This is a genomic window from Paenibacillus stellifer (assembly GCF_000758685.1).
GTDB lineage: Bacteria > Bacillota > Bacilli > Paenibacillales > Paenibacillaceae > Paenibacillus_AQ > Paenibacillus_AQ stellifer.
Genome location: NZ_CP009286.1, coordinates 1,453,532 through 1,471,406, shown reverse-complemented (window position 1 = coordinate 1,471,406; position 17,875 = coordinate 1,453,532). Strand labels below are relative to the sequence as shown.

At 51.5% G+C, this 17,875-nt stretch carries 16 protein-coding genes; 2 read left to right on the top strand and 14 right to left on the bottom strand.

Going from position 1 to position 17,875, the window contains the following annotated elements:
• Positions 1–267: 267 nt before the first annotated feature.
• Entirely contained in the window at positions 268–939 is a 672-nt protein-coding gene (locus PSTEL_RS06685) for a hypothetical protein (RefSeq protein WP_038694364.1), read from the top strand.
• Between the two features lie 82 nt (positions 940–1,021).
• On the opposite strand, the gene PSTEL_RS06680 is transcribed toward PSTEL_RS06685, so the two are convergent.
• The 14 genes from PSTEL_RS06680 to PSTEL_RS06620 form a co-directional block, all read right to left on the bottom strand.
• Positions 1,022–4,930 (bottom strand): glycoside hydrolase family 78 protein, encoded by a 3,909-nt coding sequence (locus PSTEL_RS06680; RefSeq protein WP_038694363.1) that lies wholly within the window; start codon positions 4,928–4,930, stop codon positions 1,022–1,024.
• Between the two features lie 18 nt (positions 4,931–4,948).
• On the bottom strand, positions 4,949–7,198 hold the full coding sequence (locus PSTEL_RS27495) for a hypothetical protein (protein ID WP_156995808.1): 2,250 nt from the start codon (positions 7,196–7,198) through the stop codon (positions 4,949–4,951).
• Complete coding sequence (locus tag PSTEL_RS06670) at positions 7,195–7,800, bottom strand: hypothetical protein (protein WP_038694361.1); 606 nt, start codon at positions 7,798–7,800, stop codon at positions 7,195–7,197. The genes PSTEL_RS27495 and PSTEL_RS06670 overlap by 4 nt, the downstream gene beginning before the upstream one ends.
• Positions 7,801–7,997: 197 nt before the next feature.
• Positions 7,998–8,495 (bottom strand): hypothetical protein, encoded by a 498-nt coding sequence (locus PSTEL_RS26070; RefSeq protein ID WP_052098239.1) that lies wholly within the window; start codon positions 8,493–8,495, stop codon positions 7,998–8,000.
• Between the two features lie 9 nt (positions 8,496–8,504).
• Positions 8,505–8,885 carry a hypothetical protein gene (locus PSTEL_RS06660; RefSeq protein ID WP_038694360.1) on the bottom strand — a complete coding sequence of 127 codons (381 nt, stop codon included), beginning with the start codon at positions 8,883–8,885 and terminating at the stop codon, positions 8,505–8,507.
• A gap of 69 nt (positions 8,886–8,954) precedes the next feature.
• Complete coding sequence (locus tag PSTEL_RS27490) at positions 8,955–9,098, bottom strand: hypothetical protein (RefSeq protein WP_156995807.1); 144 nt, start codon at positions 9,096–9,098, stop codon at positions 8,955–8,957.
• A gap of 5 nt (positions 9,099–9,103) precedes the next feature.
• On the bottom strand, positions 9,104–9,310 hold the full coding sequence (locus PSTEL_RS06655; protein ID WP_038694359.1) for a hypothetical protein: 207 nt from the start codon (positions 9,308–9,310) through the stop codon (positions 9,104–9,106).
• A 63-nt stretch (positions 9,311–9,373) separates the two neighbouring features.
• Positions 9,374–10,243 carry a hypothetical protein gene (locus PSTEL_RS06650; RefSeq protein ID WP_038694358.1) on the bottom strand — a complete coding sequence of 290 codons (870 nt, stop codon included), beginning with the start codon at positions 10,241–10,243 and terminating at the stop codon, positions 9,374–9,376.
• A gap of 22 nt (positions 10,244–10,265) precedes the next feature.
• Positions 10,266–11,321 (bottom strand): hypothetical protein, encoded by a 1,056-nt coding sequence (locus PSTEL_RS06645; RefSeq protein WP_038694357.1) that lies wholly within the window; start codon positions 11,319–11,321, stop codon positions 10,266–10,268.
• An 11-nt stretch (positions 11,322–11,332) separates the two neighbouring features.
• Positions 11,333–12,817, bottom strand: a complete 1,485-nt coding sequence (locus PSTEL_RS06640; RefSeq protein ID WP_038694356.1) for an ATPase, T2SS/T4P/T4SS family — start codon at positions 12,815–12,817, stop codon at positions 11,333–11,335.
• Positions 12,814–13,878, bottom strand: a complete 1,065-nt coding sequence (locus tag PSTEL_RS06635; protein WP_038694355.1) for a P-loop NTPase family protein — start codon at positions 13,876–13,878, stop codon at positions 12,814–12,816. Before PSTEL_RS06635 ends, PSTEL_RS06640 begins: the two co-directional genes overlap by 4 nt.
• Before the next feature lie 23 nt (positions 13,879–13,901).
• A complete protein-coding gene (locus tag PSTEL_RS06630) occupies positions 13,902–14,585 on the bottom strand; it encodes a CpaB family protein (RefSeq protein ID WP_156995806.1) in 684 nt (227 codons plus the stop codon).
• A gap of 154 nt (positions 14,586–14,739) precedes the next feature.
• Positions 14,740–15,639, bottom strand: a complete 900-nt coding sequence (purU, locus tag PSTEL_RS06625) for a formyltetrahydrofolate deformylase (protein ID WP_038694353.1) — start codon at positions 15,637–15,639, stop codon at positions 14,740–14,742.
• A gap of 41 nt (positions 15,640–15,680) precedes the next feature.
• On the bottom strand, positions 15,681–16,808 hold the full coding sequence (locus PSTEL_RS06620; RefSeq protein ID WP_038694352.1) for a deoxyribonuclease IV: 1,128 nt from the start codon (positions 16,806–16,808) through the stop codon (positions 15,681–15,683).
• Positions 16,809–16,974: 166 nt separating this feature from the next.
• Between PSTEL_RS06620 and PSTEL_RS06615 the strand changes: the two genes are divergently transcribed.
• Complete coding sequence (locus PSTEL_RS06615) at positions 16,975–17,874, top strand: TIGR01777 family oxidoreductase (protein ID WP_038694351.1); 900 nt, start codon at positions 16,975–16,977, stop codon at positions 17,872–17,874.
• Position 17,875: the final 1 nt, after the last annotated feature.

The following is a 17,875-nucleotide window of genomic DNA, read 5'->3' as shown; positions in this document are numbered from 1 at the left end:
GTTTTTGCGAACCTTCGGTCTAACCATTCAAGTGTCGCCAGTTTGACGCGCGATTTATACACGTTATTGGAGTGGAAAAGTCTTTGGCATTGCACTCCAGCCGGAATTTTTTTCGGAGCTTCATAAGGATTAATGTTTCTTGCAAGCACTATGCTATGACAATTTTATAAATATCATATAATTTGTAAGATTTTAGTGTAAAGTTTATTTTACGATAAATAAGCAAACTAAATGGGGATATTCATTTTTTAGGAGGAATTAGATCCTATGATAAGTCAAAGAGTTAAAAACAGCAGTTATTTATTATTGAGTATAATGCTTACTCTGGCAGCAGGATGGTATTTTTTCTATCAATCATATGAAGTAAAAAGTAATATCAATGCCCCACAGCCTTCTTCTATAGCTGACGAGAAGGTTGTAAGCACTGAAGGCCTTTATATAACATATTCAAATGTAGATGCGCTGGAGGAACACTCAGATTTAATACTTACAGGGACTCCTGTCAGTGATTTTAAAGATAGAGAACATGTAACTACAACGTATGGTGATGGGAATATTCAAGAGTTTTACACTTTAACAGATCTAAAAGTAACGTCAGTGCTGAAGAAGCCTGCCGACCTGGATTTGGTGTCCGGTCAGACATTCCAAGTAGCTGAACCCGTAGGTTACACTGACACGGAAAAGAAAGATACAAAAATTACTCGTAACGAGTATTCAAAGCTCAAAAAAGATTCGGAATATGTTATCTTTCTTAAAAAGAATGACCAGGGACAATACTTCGTCTTGAATTTGAATCTTGGTAAATTTAATTTAAATGGCAACTCAGAGATTGCTCCAGATTCAAAATCAATGAGAATTGAAGAAAAAGCATCGGAGTCTGAATATCAGACCTTTTTAAATTCTGTTATTAGCAAATATAAATTGAAACTAAAGAAGTAAAGTATTTAATGGGCCATTCGCGGCCCTTTTATTATGTTCCATCATAAAAAGGAAGAAGCCGCCGCGCGGCCTCTTCCCTGTATCATTTGATCCGGTGATTCCGGAAGTAGTCGCTCCAGACCCCTGAAATATAGACCGTAACCTTATCCGTTTTCGTCTGATATTCATTTGTGGCAGTAAAGGTAAACGTAATGGGTCCATCCGTCAGATACTGGAACGATTCATCGCTCAGCGAGCCGGTCCATAATTTCTTATCTTCATCGATTACTGTCATTTGTGTGGTAAAACCGCCGTCCATGGTAACTTCGATAGTATCCGGTAGTCCGGTTGCATCTGCCGCCAGTACGAACTTCTCTCCCGCCCAAAAGACATTGTACGCCCGCGGGCTCTCCGGATCGCCGGTCTGCTTCAGATTGTAATTTTGCCGGTTCATATTCCAATCCGATGTATGCTTGACCCCGCCTTTTACGCTCAGCAGATTAACCAGCATATACTTGCGCGGGGAAGTGGTGCTGCCAAAGCCCTCGCTTCCCAGACCATCGTGAACCGTAACCTCGACCGCATACTTTCGATTCTCTTCCAGCGCACCGGCCGGAACCTTCCACTGGTTCGCTGCGGAGACTTGTTCCCCCGAATCCACGAGCAGTACACTCGATACAGCATCGTAAATTTTGACCTGGAAGCGCTGCTGCTCATCCCCGTCTGGATCGGAATAGCTCCATTTGATGATCGGAGTCAATGTGCTGGAGATGGTCGGCTTGGACAAGGTGTCACTTGTCGGGAAGGTCAAGCTGACTGCCGGCAGCCGGTTCACCACGGTCAAAGCGTGAATAACCTCACGGAACAGACCCAGAGAGTCTGTCACCACCTGACGGTACGTAAAGATGCCGTTGCTAGTGAACTGCTTGCTGAAGTCGGCGGCTGTGTTTACTTGCCCCTCGGAACCGCCGCTCTTTTTCAGATAATATTGATACGACAGTGTGTCGCCCTTGGCTTCATCTTCGTCATACGCTGTGCTCTCAACCTGCAAAACATCCGTCCGATAAATGGGAACCTTCGTGGCGTCCTTCCCCGTATCGGTGATCAGGGTGAAGCCGGGAACGGGCGGGTTGTCGATAATGAACGCTTTCTCGTTAGAGATTTCGGACCAGTTGTTCTTGGAATACGCCCGACCGACCACCGAGTAGAACAGGAATCGTTCCAGGGATTGGTTGGGCATCTGGTACTGCCGGATAGATCCGGTGCTGTCGTCGTTCTCAATCGTTTTGGCTAAAAGGCTATCCTTGGTGTAGAACTCCAGCCGGTATTTCTCCTGCGGATCTCCATTCGGATCTGAGTAATTCCATTTGATCAATGGGTCCCCTTCCTTCTCCGCATCAATGATCGTCGGATTGGACCGAATGCCCGGGGGAGAGGTCAGCGTCATGGCTGGAGGCTGATTCTCGGCTACCGTTACCTTCAGCGAAGCAATATTCGACTTGTCTCCAATCTGGTCCACGGCCCAATGTTCGAGTGTATAAACGCCAGGCTCATTGTAGGTGAGCTGCACATTTGGCGTCCGGAGCATTTTCACCCCGCCGTCCGAATCGGTTATTTTCCAATAATATTGCAGGCTGCTCATATCGGATGGATCTCCGTCTTCGTCGGCCGATGTGTACGCATAGGAATTGTATTGAACTGCCGTGTCTGACCCGTTGATGGCAGCACTGGGAACATGATTCAGAACCGTGAACAGCTGCGTCGCATTGGAGCTTAAAGTACCGTCAGATGCCGTCAAGCGCATTTCCCAACCATCCGAAACGGCCTGCTTATCCGTAATCCCCATTTGCGAGATCAGACTCCGGATGCTAACATTCTGGTTGCGGTTGCTGCCCTCGTAATAATACCCGCTGCTGTTCAACCTGGAGTTCCAGCTGTAGCTGACAGCCTCGTCGTCGTCATCCGGATCAGGGGTCAAGTTGGTCATGGCAACCACCGAATCCCGGTACAGCTCACTTGGCATCGTAAAAGCAGCCACCGGAGGCGAGTTGATCACCTGCACGGTCTGGGAATACGGATTGGACCATAGCCCGCGGTTGTCATGGACTTTAAGCGTAACCGTATAGCTGCCGACTCCATAGGAAGCAATATTTGGCGGTGTCGTTGCTGAGCCAATTGAGTACCATTTGGTTCCCACTCCATTTTTCACAACCGACCATTCGTACTGATCCAGCGGATCGTTGTCCGGGTCAAAGGATTGATCCGTGATCGTTGTGCTCTTCCGGTGGCTGACATAGTTCGGCGTAACGGTGAAGAGGGCGACAGGAGGCAAATTGCTTGGGCTGCCAACCGTGACCTGATACCAGTCGCTCCATACCCCGATCCCATCCGGACCGTCTATATCCCGTACCCGTAGCCGGATGTCGTATTGGTCGCTGCTTGGGAGGGTTGAGAGCTGGCCTTCCGTCCAAACCTCTTCCGATGTTTTCTTATACTGCCACTGCCAGGCATAGATCCCTTTCGAGGGAGCCGAAATATGATCCAGATCATACGATCGGTCGGCAAGCGATACGGTCCCGTTGCTCAACCTTGCCGTGAACAGCGCAATGGGCCTGCGATGCACCAGGAAGGTCATGCTGGATAAATTGTCCCGGCTCCATTTCCGGAATTCATCAAACCGGTCGTCATTGAGCGGGTTGTCCCGGTTCTGGAAGCTTGCCACGTAAGCACCAGTATACGGGAAAGACGTATATTTGCTGGTTCTCCACAGCCCGCTATCTGAAATCAGCCCCATCGGATTGTCAAAAAGACTCGGGTCCTGGTCGTATTTGAACCTCTCCGCGTACTTCGGGTCATTCTCATAGTCGGAGTAGCTGCCGGATATGCTGACCGGTTCATTAACCAGCAGGAACGCCTTGTTTTTCAACCTCTTCGTTACTGTGATGGAACTTGATGCTTCAGCCTTCATATTAAAGGGGTCCACAGCTTTCACGTTGATCGTATAGTTCCCCGGGGATAGGCTGTCCGTGATCGCGTCGATAGGAATAATGAAATTTTTAGGCGAGGCGGTACTGGATAGGGAGATTTTTTTGTAAAATACATTCGGAATTTCCGCGATTACATCCAGCGTGTCATTGTCCACGTCTTGAACGTAGCCCTCCAGGTTGTAGGTGCTAAACCCCGTCTCATTCATAATGTTCAGTCCCGGCGCCGAAGTGAGCGTCAAAGATGGATCTTTATTCGTTGTTAGCGGAAATGATCGGTCATCGGTAGTTACATATGAGTTGTACATTTTTATAGCTGATGAGTTAAGAAATTTATCGCTCACCCAATACGTATCCGAAAAGGACTGCAAGAATTGGATCTTGATTGGCTTTTTGCTCGGCACCACATAAGCGGAGAACGAGTTGGTGATTTGCCTATGCTCCACATAAGAGTACCATTCCCAGTCTGCCAGAAAATGATCTACATAGGCATACGAGGGGAGCGCCGTATATTGCGTTGTCGCATCAACGTAAGTTCGGGTATCCGGCGGATCAAAGCTCCCTCCTGTTCCAACGTTAGCGATAACTGCGGTACTGCCATCTGCATACGTAACTAAAATACGGCTGGCAAAGCCTGCAACATATCCGTGCGTCCATCGGGAAGATTGGTCCGGACTCTTGGGATAAGCGCCTAATGGCTCACGATTAATGATCCACGAAGTCGGGAGATAGAGACGGGATAAATCAATATGCAGTTCTCCTGTGACCTGATTGTATTTCATATTCGCAGAAAAATCCGGAATATCAACAGTCATGTTCCCCGCATACCAGTTATCATCGGCTCCATACGGAGCCGGCCTGCTGGCCGCTAAATGCAGCGCGGGAACATCAATCTGGTTAAATTCGATGACCTCACCGGCTGCCTCCGCTTTCGGAAGCAACACTGGGATATCCACTACGGGGACCAAAGGAAGCAGCAGCGCTGCGATCAGAGATACGATACCTAAGCTTCTAATCCATATCTTCAAGATGTACTTCCCTCCTCTCTACCAAGACCAGTCCACAACCGGGGCACGGTTATATACGGTCACGATCTTTTCTGCCGCACTCTGCGTATCCGTATTAGCTGATTTCCGGTCTGCCGCCGTAACGAACTCGTCAATCGTTGGCTGGTCGAATTCCTCGGTCACGGTAAGCCTGATTTCATACCGGCCTACCTTTGCAGGGGTGAAATTAACCCGGCTCTCATTGCCATCACTGAGCGTTGTCCAGGATTCGTCGGTAAAGCTGCCATCATTGTCCGAATCATAGCGGTACTGCCAAAACCGGTGACCGATATAATCAAAGTCCGGTGAAAAAGACAAATCATCCAGCACAGCCGCCGCCTTATTGCCATTGTCCGGATCACGGTAAGCCTGGCTCGGAACCGAAATGTACGGTACAGGCGGTTGATCCGGTGCAATATCAAATGTGATTTGAGCGGTGTCGGAATACCCTACATTATTCTCCACATAAATCGTCGCCCTGTAAGTCCCTGGCTTTTTGAACACGACATCTTTGTCGTTTACGCCACTGAGCGATCCGCTGTACTTGATATCGGAAGCCGTGCCGCCGCTGACAGCCTGAATCATAATCCGGGTCTTGGCCGGGTCCATTGGAAAATGTGTAGCCAGGTCGATGCTGGCATTATGGAGCGTAACCTTACGGTTCTCTTTTTTCGTACCCAGAACAGTAATAGCCGCCCTTGGTTTGGGAGCTTCAATATCCACTTTGCCCGTAGTGCTGCCTGAGAGATCATCATTATCTGTGACGACAAGGCTAATCGTCCGCGTGTTCCCCACCTCAGACAACGGATACCAAGTGAACCCGTATTTCCCCGTTACCTCATCGACGGCAGGACCCGTGCCGTAGTTGTAATCGACAATCGTTCCGTCCGGGTCATACGAGTCTGCACCATAGACCAAAAATTCCTGCCCGGCCATAACCGAATCCGGAACGCTCAGAATGGCGACAGGCCGCTTATTGCCACCGGTTGGCGGTGGATCAGGATTATTGGCAGCCCCTACCGTCGCCTTCATCGTCTGCGTTAGTGAAGAGATACTCCCGGAAGCTGTGGCTACAGGTCTGGAGAAACGCACAGTAACGGTAAGCGTGTATTCTTGCTCAAATTCGCCCCTCGCCTCGATTGCCTGTTTAACTTTATCCTTCGGAAGAATAAAGGTACTGAATGACTGGGTACTGCTTAGTACCTTGTTGTAATCCTTCATCATTTTCACATCCGACGACCCAGTTTCCTTCGCATAAAACACCCATTCCTGGATGTTAGACGAATCCGTATAGGCTAATAGATTGCCATTTACCCTTAAGGTAACCGGGATATTAACGCCCTTGAATTGAGTCGGGTTAGGGCTGGGGTTGACTACGGTTACCTTGCCGTCGAGGGTGGGTTCTGATGGTAGTGTGTAATCGAAAGAGACTGTACCGCTATAGCTGTAGGCTGTGACTCTGGCTGTGCCGGTGAAATAGTAGTATACCGTGGTGTAATACAACCTCCCAATAACCCAGGGACCTTTTTCAAAACTGTCGGGCACCTCCTCGGGAGTGAAATTCTGAGTCGGTATGACATGGGTTACAGTAAAGCCGCCGTTTTTAATAGAGAGGTCCCCACTAGATGACGGAGAAGCCACAATATCAACGCTGGAGGGATCTACGCTGCTGTATTCCACTTTTGAACTTTCATCCTTGTACCATACGGCTGTACTCGGATCAACCGGTGTTGATTTCGTTGTTACTGCTCGATGTGGCGGATCTCCAGACGGCGTCAGGGAATCCGTGGCATTGAAATTGTAGCTAAAGTTGGCTTTCCTGTCTTCGTCGTAATCGTTGATTTGCCAACGTCGACCATCTGCGTATCTCCAAATAGAGTTACCAGGGACACTACGAAATTTGTCATCGTAACGATTGTAGGCTCCTCTTACTGAGAATGTTTCTTTCTTCTCGTTTCCCTTCAGTTTCAGCTTGATCTTCCCGTTCTCGATGCTAATGGAGTCAATGATCGTGTTGTTTCCGGAATATTTCAGTGATCCGCTACGGATCGAGGAAGCAAGTATACCGCTGGGTAAATCTAGCAGGTAGGTTTTGGCCGCGTTACCCGAGCCCGTCAGACCAATGCTTACAGGAACGGAAACCGATCCGGTTTTCACATTGGGAGCCTCAGCCGAGAACGAAACAGAAGGATTTATGACTGCGGCGATTAGAAGAGTTCCAATGATCCCTCGAAATATTGCCTTTTTCATTTTTTTACCACATCTACAACATTTTTCTGCCCTTTGTTGTCTACTGTGATGTAAAAACGTTCTAATTTGTCATTATAGGTATAAGCTTGGTAACTCGTGAGCTTTTTCCCTGGTGCAAGCTCCCATGTCCAAAGCACTTCAGTGTTATTCACCTTTTCCGCAAATTTTCTAGGCATGGACGTAAAGGCTTCTTCGCCAAAGTTGAATCTCCATTTATCGCTTAAATCCTTGGAACTAAACTGTACCTTGGCATTGCTGCTGTTCTTGATGGTTATCTTTGTCCAGATGAAATACTTCTGTCCTTCGGTTCCGGTATACCCATATTTTTTAATCAGCGCCTGAGCCGTGGCCGACTTCGTTTCATAAATCATGATCTTCTCCAGCGTATAACTCAACCCTCCCGCTGTTACCGTCACCGGCAGCTCCACATCCTTCTTCAACCCATACTTCGCCAAATTATCCGTCATCACCGGCGCCGCTGTTGCGGCTGCCGCAGCAACCTTTGGAGCAGGCTGCTCTGCAGCCGCTGCCGGAATCCCTCCCGCTACTACCTGGGTAAGCAGCAGAACCGCTGCGCTTGCTTTTAACATCATTTTTTTCATATCGACTCTCTCCCTTAATTTGATTTATGTACCTTTACCTTTGCGCATATGTATCGGCAAAACTCCCTCATCTGTTCCGGCGGGGATGCTTGCCGATGCACTGAAAGCGCAGGCAGGCGGCTTGTAGTGCTACCACCTAAAGTCGTTAATTGTCCACCGCCGCTGCCTTTCATATAGAGAACGAACCCTACGATTCTTCATTCATCAGGCTTGTACTCCTGAACCGCCGGCACCTGGATATCATCCTGAAGCTTGGAGCGGGCGAGCAGTACGGGATGCCTGGTCTTGATTACGGCAATCACCGATGGCCCCTGAAGATATTTCGTGATGCCGAAGCGGCTGTCTTCGTACAAAAATGGGAACGATCTGCCGGAAGCCTCGTCAATTATCTCGAAATCCACAATCTCCACTTTGGATCTTAGACGGCTGCCCGCCAGGGGATTGAGGCTGTCATCCAGCCCCAAATTCGCCTTTAGCGTCTCCCTGAACGAAGCCTCGGCTTCGTGCCGGTCGATCACGAGCTGTCCTTCAGCCAGTGCGGCCTCATCCAACTGCTGTGCGGCATCGTGAACCGCCATGTTGTTGGCGCTCTTAAGCAGTTCCCGGTCAACATCCCATTCCTGATTTTGCACCTGAAAAAACCAGGAATACATAAAGATCAGCAGTACAAACGCCAGCTTGATTATATAGTCCATAGGCTCCCCTTACTCCAGATATTCGCTCATAGTCGAGCCATGCCCGTAGTAGTAGGACGATTGCGCGTTTCCGGAAAAATTGTAGGGGAACATGGAAATCCGCGGCGCTCGGATATAAACGTCAAGTCTTACGCCACGATCCTGAAGCGCTGCCGTGCTGCTTGAAATCTCGACCGACGATTCCGTGAAGCCCAGAGCCTTAAGGTTATTCACCACTTCGCTTCGCATGCTCGCGGTTACCATTCCTTCGGTTGCGGCTTTCTGCGCAAGGTACGAGGTATTAGCCTTAATCTGAAGATCCAGCAAATAATCGACATACGTCATCATCGGCTGCAGCACAATAAACAGCACCAGCCACATGAACAATGCCCGCAGAACTGTGTCCTTCATCGCCTGCAGATTCTACTCCTTTCCCTCTGTTCAGAAGATCCGCTTGCCTGTCCGCCCACTTTTGGCTCATCAATAGCTCTCTACCTGCTTCGAATGGGCGATAATATCATCCTGACCGCTGCCGATCATGCCTGTGGCAAAGGAAATGAAAATGCCGGCGATCACAAAACCGATGGCAAGAAACAAGGCCACGGAAATTGAGTCATTCTTCATGGCGCTTACGCCTCCCCTGTTGTGACCGAGTTCGACAATAAATCTGCATGAGGAAGCGGCATGTACAGGCTGGCGGCCGGCACGTCGGGGCGGTTGTTGTCCGCGTCGTCGATGACGTCCCGCACAAGCGGAATTAGCACGGCGATAACGATAGCGACACACAGAAATCCGATGGCGATAAACAAACCGGCAGAAATAGCATCTTTTTTCATTGTTAAAAACTCCCTTTTCATTTTATTTTTTTAAAGCTTGATTGAATATGACAAAATTGCACTTCACTGAAACAGACGAATTTCATTGAAATTCCCCTTTATGAGCATGATGTACTGCATAGCCAGCGTAACGATCATCAAAAAAGTGGCAATCGACGGGATTACGTTAATAACGGTAGCGACATCCCCAATGATGGACCACTTCCGAAGATACTGATCGCTGGAAATTTGGGCGATGATGCTTCCCTGCTCCTTCAAATAAGACGCCGCCTCCAGGTCGTCATCCATTCCTTCCGTAGCCAGCAGAATCGAGCGGATGTCCCCGATGAACGGGTGCCCCTCCGGAAACCTTCCACAGAACCATACAATTGCCCGTTCCGGCCCTTCATCCACCGCACGCTCGGACAACTCGTACAGATCATGGCGGATGTGAACAAAGTGGCCGGCAGCTTCCGCGCAAAAAATACCGAACTGCGAATAGCCTCTTTTGCGAAGCCGGTTATTCTCATATAACCTCAAGAAGGAGATCAGCTCACCGTCTTTCCGGATAACAGAACGCCGATGGAGCCACGACAGCACCCAGCCTAACGGCAGTAAGCGGGCAGGGCTGGTCAGGACGAGGATCAGTACGCCAATCAGCAAATCCCACCAGCTGAAAGGAACGCCCCGGATATAGCTCCCTAGAGATTGCACAAGCACATACAGAAGTGCCGCTGAGTAGCGAAGCAGCGTTACTTTTCTCGCAGAGATCATCAAGCCGCTGTCATCAAGAAGCTGGGCCAGCTTCCCCTGATCCAGACGTTCTCCCAGCCCTTCCCATCTGTGGCGAAGCCGGAGCATGTATCGTTCCTGCTGCTCCGTCGAGCTCACGAAGACCAGAATCGCCAAATAAATAGTTCCGATTACGGCCGCAAGCATAAAAAATCGGTCCATACGTTATCTCCTCATCCCATCCTCAATGATAATCAAGCTTCGGCCTGGACAGCGCGCTGCCAATCACGAACGAAAGGAACAGCCCCGCCAGAATCACCATCATAAAAGCCAGCCCAGGCTTCGTCTCAAACTGAAGGTGAAAGTAAACGGCAGGCTTCAGCATATAAATAAAGGTTCCCAGCGAGAAAAACAGAACGATCAGATTGCCGTACAGCCCTAGACTGATGGCATCCCGGCTGTTCGCTTTTACGGCCAAAATGGCTTCGCGCTGCCGTTCCATGGAGCGGGTCAGGGTCAACAGGGAATTTTTCAGATAGAAGCCGCCTTCCTTCTCCGAATAGAGCAGATCCGACACGAACTCAACGGCAAATGTCGTTCCGACCGCCGCCGAGAACCGCCGGGTTTCATCCAGCAGTTCCATTTCTGTACTGTAGCCCGCAAAAGCAGAGGACAGCACTCTAAGCGGCGATGCCAGCACATTGTCAGCTTCCAGGGCATCAGCGGTATTGCTCAGAAGCGCGTCGACCGGCAGATGCGTAAACTTGGCGGCGATTTTGACAACATCCAGCAGATGATAGCTTCCGCTCACCTTGTTGTGGGCAGAGACATACCGCAGACGCAGATAAGGCACTGATCCGGCCAAAGCAGCGAGAAAAAGAGGCATCTTCCACCACTCCCCATCCGGTCCGTTCTCGTCAAAGGTCATGCCTTCCATAAAAGGGTTATGAAAAACCAAATGCCCCGGAAGCTCATGAAAGGTAAGAGCGCCGCATATAAAAATGGCTAACGTCAGCACGGCGGATTGAGTAAGAAAGCCGTATACCGCGGTTCCTGGATCATAATTCCGCTTCGCCATGTAGAGAAGACGATCCAAATGATCGTAAAAAGGAACCCGCATTTGCCTTCCGTTCCGGCCATAACGATTACGCGAAGCGGACTTTTTGAGACTCAGCCGATAGTGGAAACGATCCACCGCCTCACGGATTTCCTGTCCGGCAAGCTGCCTTACCAGCATCCAGATGCCAAGAGCAGCCAGAAGATGCAGTGCGAACCGCAAGAGGCCCATTAGTCCTTCCATTTCCGTTCCTCCTACTCGTTCAGCACGATTTTCGATTTCAGGCTTTCCCGGATCGGGCTACTCATCGGCATTCCTGCTGCCAGCTTCCGCAGCTCGTTCCGCAGCACGGCTTCCGCATCCGGGTTTTTTCGCCGCATTTTGGCCGCAAGTCCTTTGGTAAGTTCAGCGTTATAGGTCCATCCCCCAGCTTCTCCGCTCCACCGCATCAAATCATTCGCAAATACCGAATTGCGTGATTCATCGAAAAAGACCTCGGAAATACGGGACAGCCGTTTCTTCCCCTCTCCCACACTCTCCAAAATAAACACAAGCTCACAAGCTTTTAGCGCGGACACCAGATGTCCTTTCAGACTGCCGCCAATCCGGGTGGATACGGCAAAAGCGCCTTGATAGGGAATGTCCTCCGAATCGACGGTGTGGAATGTGCCCGTAATGCCGTCATACCCCTTCTCCCCGCTCCACAGGTAAAATTCCCATTCGTTGAAGCGCATTTCTGTCATGTACAGCAGATTAGGATCATGGCGGAGCGATTCGATGCCGACCTCCATCAGTTCCTCGTTGGCAGCCTGGATCGGAATAATCCGGTGCCCCTTGATCTGGTGCGGCAGCGTCGATTCCGGGTGCTTCTCGATCATCACTACACCCATGCAGGAATCTGAGCCGAGTAGCTGCTCGCCGACAAGCGTGTTGGCGAAGGTGGTTTTGCCGGAGCCGACCGAGCCGGCGATAATGGTATTTCGGAACGTCATGGCCAGCGAACGGATCATCGGCACAGCTTCGGACGGAATGCATTCCGTTCCCGCCTGATCGTCCATACTCAGATACTCCACAACCTGACGGCGGACGGAGATGGTGGTGAAACCCTCCCACACCCGCGGCGCCACCCAGATAGCCAGACGAATGAAGCGGCCGGGCCAGAGCGGATCATCCATTTTTAATTCAACGGAAGGGTTGTCCTTATTCAGCTTCTTGTTCGGATCGCTCTTTAGAAGTGAACGTTTCAGCTGCTCCACCCGGTCAAGCGACGGCATCTCATAGGGATACGGCACGAATTTGCCCTTCACGTTGTAAAAAATCTGCCGGCCTATGATCTGTAGTCCCGTCGACTCGCTATATGCCCTGTCCGTAAACCACCGGTAAGCCGGACCAAAGCCTTTCCATTCATGAAACAGCGCTTCGGCGGCGGTATCATAAGCTTCCGGCACATTGCCGGTGAAGGGATGGGTCCGCAAATACTTCTCAATCTCGTTCATGAAAAAGCCAACTGCTTGCGGATCGCCGGTCAGCGCCTTGGCATTAAGCTCAAAATAAGCCTCATCCTCGCGTTCCAGTCCCGCATTCATTTCCTGTTTCATCCGGTTAAGAAAAGCGGAGAACTCCTCCTTGCCGGGCTTGCTGTTCCGAAGAATGCTCATCTTCAGGGAAAAAAGAGGCTCCACTGCATCATCTTTTCTCGATGCACCGCTGAGAGATTGATTCGCTTCCTGCAGTGTCATCGATAGATTCCTTTCTTTCGCACCTCGGGAGCAAAGCCGAAGGAAGACAGCATGGCCCGGACCTTCTCATCGGCTTGGGCAAGCTCTTTCTTGCCAAGAGGCAGTCGGCCGGATACCTGAGCGTATTGCGGAAGCTCCAGCAGCAGCTCAGCTCCGAACCGGAGCGCCAGACTCTTGGGAGAGAGTGCTTCACTCTGGCCGAGCCGGTTCACCACAAGCTTGAATTCGGACGGTTCGAGGTCCATATGCCCTGCCAGCTCAAGCAGTGCCTCCACCCGGGATTCATGCCGGGGATGGGTAACGAGGAGATGCAGCGCCGACTTGCGCATCCCGGAATACCAGGCGGCGCTCTCCGGAATCGCCCCCAAATCCGCGATAACAATCTCGGCATGCTCCGACGCTCGGTCCAGAAGATACTCCATCTCACTCTCCCGGTAATCCTGAGCACCAAGGTAATCGCAATTTCCCGGCAAATAGTAGTAGCCATCCTGAAGAATCCACTGCCCGAAGTCTTCATCGCTCAGCCGGCTGCCGCTCAGCTTGGAACGGATGCGATCCAGGCTGATAGCCGGTTTTCTGTCATAGCCCGGATCATATACATTCATGCCCAGCAGCAGGACCCGCCGGCCCGCCGCAGCCATCCGGCCGGCGAGCATCCCCGCCACACTGGTACAGCCGACGCCCGGACCGGAACCGAGCACAGCAATCACATTGCTCCGCTCATCCTGATCCTCCATCAGAATGAGGCGGATTTTTTCGACGATAGCCGAGCCGGTCGAACGGGGAGGAAGGAAATGAATACCGAGCTCCTCACAGGTCATATGCACACTTTTGCCGCCTCGAGCCCCCCGCTCGTTATAGACATACAAGATCATCCACCCGGGATACCGTTCCCGAAGCTCCCGCAGCTGCAATACTCCCGCCTCGCCGCTTGTAACAATCAGCATATCGTCTGTACCTTGAGCCGAATCGGGAAAAGCACTCTGCATGACCACTTGGTAGCCCGACTGGCGGATTTCGTTCACAGTAAGCTGGTCCAAACCTACACTGAATATTTTCATCGTCCTTGCACCTCCGATTCCTTCTATTCCACCCGGACAATCCAGAGCTTGAAGCCGCGCTCCAGATATCCCTTTAGCATTTCGCCCTCGTCCTTCTTCAGCTTAAGCTCAGGAGCTGCCACCTTGCCGGTTGAGGTCACCCGGTCGTTGTCATTGCCCAGCTCGGTGTCGCGGACATCGTTGTTGTCCTCCGTACGGACATAATTGACGGTAATCCCGGTCAGCACCGCTTCCCCAGGCGGCAGCGCCGCTTCGGAGATCTCCTGATCGCCTGTCCGGAGAAGCCCACTGTCCCTCCGGCTGTCGCTTCCCTGCACGACATACACGTCCACCTTGTCCCGGCTCCGCAAGGAACCGTTGACGGCATAGATCGCATCCTTCGGAACCGGGAAAATGCCTTCGTCGCTTCGCGGCTCCAGATCATTCAAATCGACCAGTTCTCCCGTCAAAATGCTTCCATCCGTCAGGCTGACGTTGGTTATTTTTCGCGCTGCCTGTTCAAGACTGGTTACAGCCCCTGCGGGAACATCCTTCGTTTGAACCGAATCGAGATAAAGCTCAGCGGGTTTAAGCTCGTGATTTTTGGGCAGCACGCCTCCTCCGCTCACCCTGACCTTCACTACAGACTCCGACAGAATATAGGGCTTGAAATAAAGATCATAGCCCAGCAATCCACCGAACCCGATGACCAGAATGAGTGAAGCCAATACATAATTTCGCCTTAACAAATGACTGCGCGGGGCCGACAAGCAGTTCGCCTCCTTTAGAATCCTGTTTTATGGACATACAAAAACACACTTTGGCAGTGAGCGCCAAAGTGTGGGTAAAATGCTTTTTTACCGAAAAGCCGATATGCAAATGTTAGTTAAATACAACCGTCTTATTCTCATGGACGAGGATGCGGTCCTCGATATGCCATTTCACTGCGCGCGCCAGCACGACGCGTTCAATGGTCCGCCCGATCCGCTTCAGCTCGCCGACATCATGCCGATGGCTGACCCGCTGCACATCCTGCTCAATGATCGGTCCGCCGTCCAGCTCTTCCGTCACATAGTGGGCCGTCGCTCCGATGATTTTAACACCGCGCTTGTATGCCTGCGCATACGGATTGCCGCCAATAAAAGCCGGGAGGAAGGAATGGTGGATATTGATGATCCGGTTCCGATAATGCGTGATGAACGACGGCGAAATAATCTGCATATACCGCGCCAGTATGATGACATCGATATCATCGCCAACGACTTCAAGCTGCCGGCGCTCTGCTTCCGCCTTCGTATCCGCCGTAACGGGGATATGATGATAAGGAATGCCGAACGACTCGACATACTCCCGCATATCAGGGTGATTGCTCACCACAAGCGCAATGTCAGCGTCCAGATCGCCCGCTTGCCACTGCCAGAGCAATTCCACAAGACAATGGTCCTCTTTGGATACGAAGATCGCCAGTTTTTTCTTGTGGCTTACATGAAAGATCTGCCAGTCCATTCGGAAGCTCTCCGCAATTTCGCCGAACTCCGCCTTAAGGGCCTCCATCCGGGACTCCAGCTCAGGCAAATCAAACTCGATCCGCATAAAGAACATTCCGCCGGAAGGATCCATCGTATACTGGTCCGATTGCACGATATTCGCCCCGTGTTCATGCAGAAAACGCGATACCGCCGCTACGATGCCCGGTCCGTCCGGACAGGAGATCAGCATCCGCGCGCGGTCGGGATACAGTTCCTCAGAAGCGGGTTGTTCTCTTTTCACATGCAGTTCCATGAATCTTGTTCCATCCTCTCGTTGTCTGTCCGGTCGTATGTTTAAGCGCCCACCAGCACCTGCTTGCCCGCAAGCCAGGCGATCAGCCGCTGGTTCACCGCTTCCTCGCTTAATCCGGGGAACAATCCCGCCGCAATGATCTGATCATATAAACGTTCAAGCGGTTCTCGCGGATCCGCCTTGCGGGCTTTGGCATCGCTCTTGAGCAGCTCCCAGACATTCAGCACGAACGAGCGGGAATCCACGTCCTGCTTCGCAAAAAAGGCATGCAGCTCTTCAACCTGATTCAAAAACTCGCCGCCGAAGCGTTCCTGTACATCCCCTCTAAGCAGCGCAATTTCAGCTTCGTACATCGGCCGCTGGGTCTTGGCGTCTTTGCCGATCCACGGTGTCTCCAGAATGAAGGGAAGACCTGCCAATCTCTCGTGATGCACAACCCGGTTGATGGTATCGAATCCGATCCACCCCGAACCGATCGGGGTATGGCGGTCCTTGTGGCTGCCGCGCGGATTCTTGCTGTCATTGATATGCACGACGCCGATCCGCTTAAGTCCGACGAGCTGATCGAACTGCTCCAGCACACCGTCCAGATCGTTCACGATATCATAGCCTGCATCATGAATGTGGCAGGTGTCCAGACAGACGGAGAGACGCTCGTTATGCGTGACCTTATCTATAATTGCGGCGATCTCTTCAAAGCTGCGCCCCATCTCCGTACCCTTGCCTGCCATCGTCTCAAGCGCGATATGCACCTCGGTCTCATTCGTCCCGTTCAGCACCTCGTTCAGACCGTCGGCAATCCGCTCAATCCCGTATTCCGGGTCCATGTCGGTGTAAGCGCCCGGATGAAGCACAATATGCTTGACGCCGAGAGCATGCGTCCGGTGAATCTCCTGCTGGAGAAAATCAACGGCAAGCTGGTACGTATGATTCTTATAGGAAGCCAGATTAATGATGTAGGGAGCATGGACAACGATTTCTTCTACGCCGTTCGCCTTCATCGCTGCGCGGCCTTCCTCGATGTAGAGATCTTCGATCGGCTTGCGGCGCGTATTTTGCGGAGCGCCGGTATATATCATGAAGGAGCTCGATCCGTATTCATTGGCTTCATTGGCCGCAGTGAGCAGCCCTTTGTCTGCACAAGACACATGGGAACCGATTTTAAGCATGCCTGTTTCCCCTCGTTTCTTCGAAATTAAGATTTATTTTATCGTGATTGGGACAATAAATCCAGGCAATGCTGTTGGGCGGTCCTTATCTTCGCAAACAGCAGAATGATACGCTATACTTTAAATAGCAGATAATACCCGCACTCAGGCAAGGAGGCTTGAAGCAATGAAAGCAATGATATGCGGCGGCACTGGCTTTATCGGCACCGCCCTGACCGCTTATTGGCTGCAAGCCGGACATGATATAGTCGTTGTCGGCCGCCGGGTTCCTGCCAATGCAGCATCTCACCCCCGGCTTCAGTACCGTACCTGGGAGGAACTCAGTATAGATCCCGGACCCGCAGAGGGGTCCGATATCCTGGTCAATCTCGCCGGATCATCTCTCAGCCAGCGCTGGAGCAGCAGCGGCAAGGAACGGATTATGAATTCCAGAATCGAGACTGTATCCGCTGCTTCGCAGCTGATCGGCCGACTGAACGTCAAACCTAAAGCCGTCATTCAAGCTTCTGCGGTCGCGATCTACGGCACTTCCTTGACAGATACCTTTGATGAGTCCTCGCCTCCGCGCGTCATGGATTTCCCGTCCAGTGTCGTGCAGGCCTGGGAGGAAGCGGCGGATCGTGCTTACCCCGATATTCGGCTCGTCAAGCTTCGGACCGGATTGGTGCTAGGCAGTAAAGGCGGCGCCTTTCCCAAAATGAAGCTTCCGTACATGTTCGGCTTCGGAGGCCGAATCGGCAGCGGGCGGCAGTGGATGTCCTGGATTCACCTCTCCGATATGGTAGCCCTGATCGATTTCTGCGCCGCGAGTCCAAATTTGGCCGGCCCGGTCAATGCCGTAGCTCCGCAGCCGGTAACGAACGATCAGTTCGGCGCAGCAATCGGCTCCGTATACCATCGGCCCCACTGGTTCCCCCTGCCCTCTTGGGTGCTTAAGGCCGCGCTTGGCGAGCTGTCGGAGATTCTGCTGCTAGGTCAGCGCGCACTCCCCGCCAAACTGCTGGAGCACGGCTTTGTCTTCGGGTTCCCCGAGCTTCACCGCGCCCTGGAACAATTAAAGAACTGAT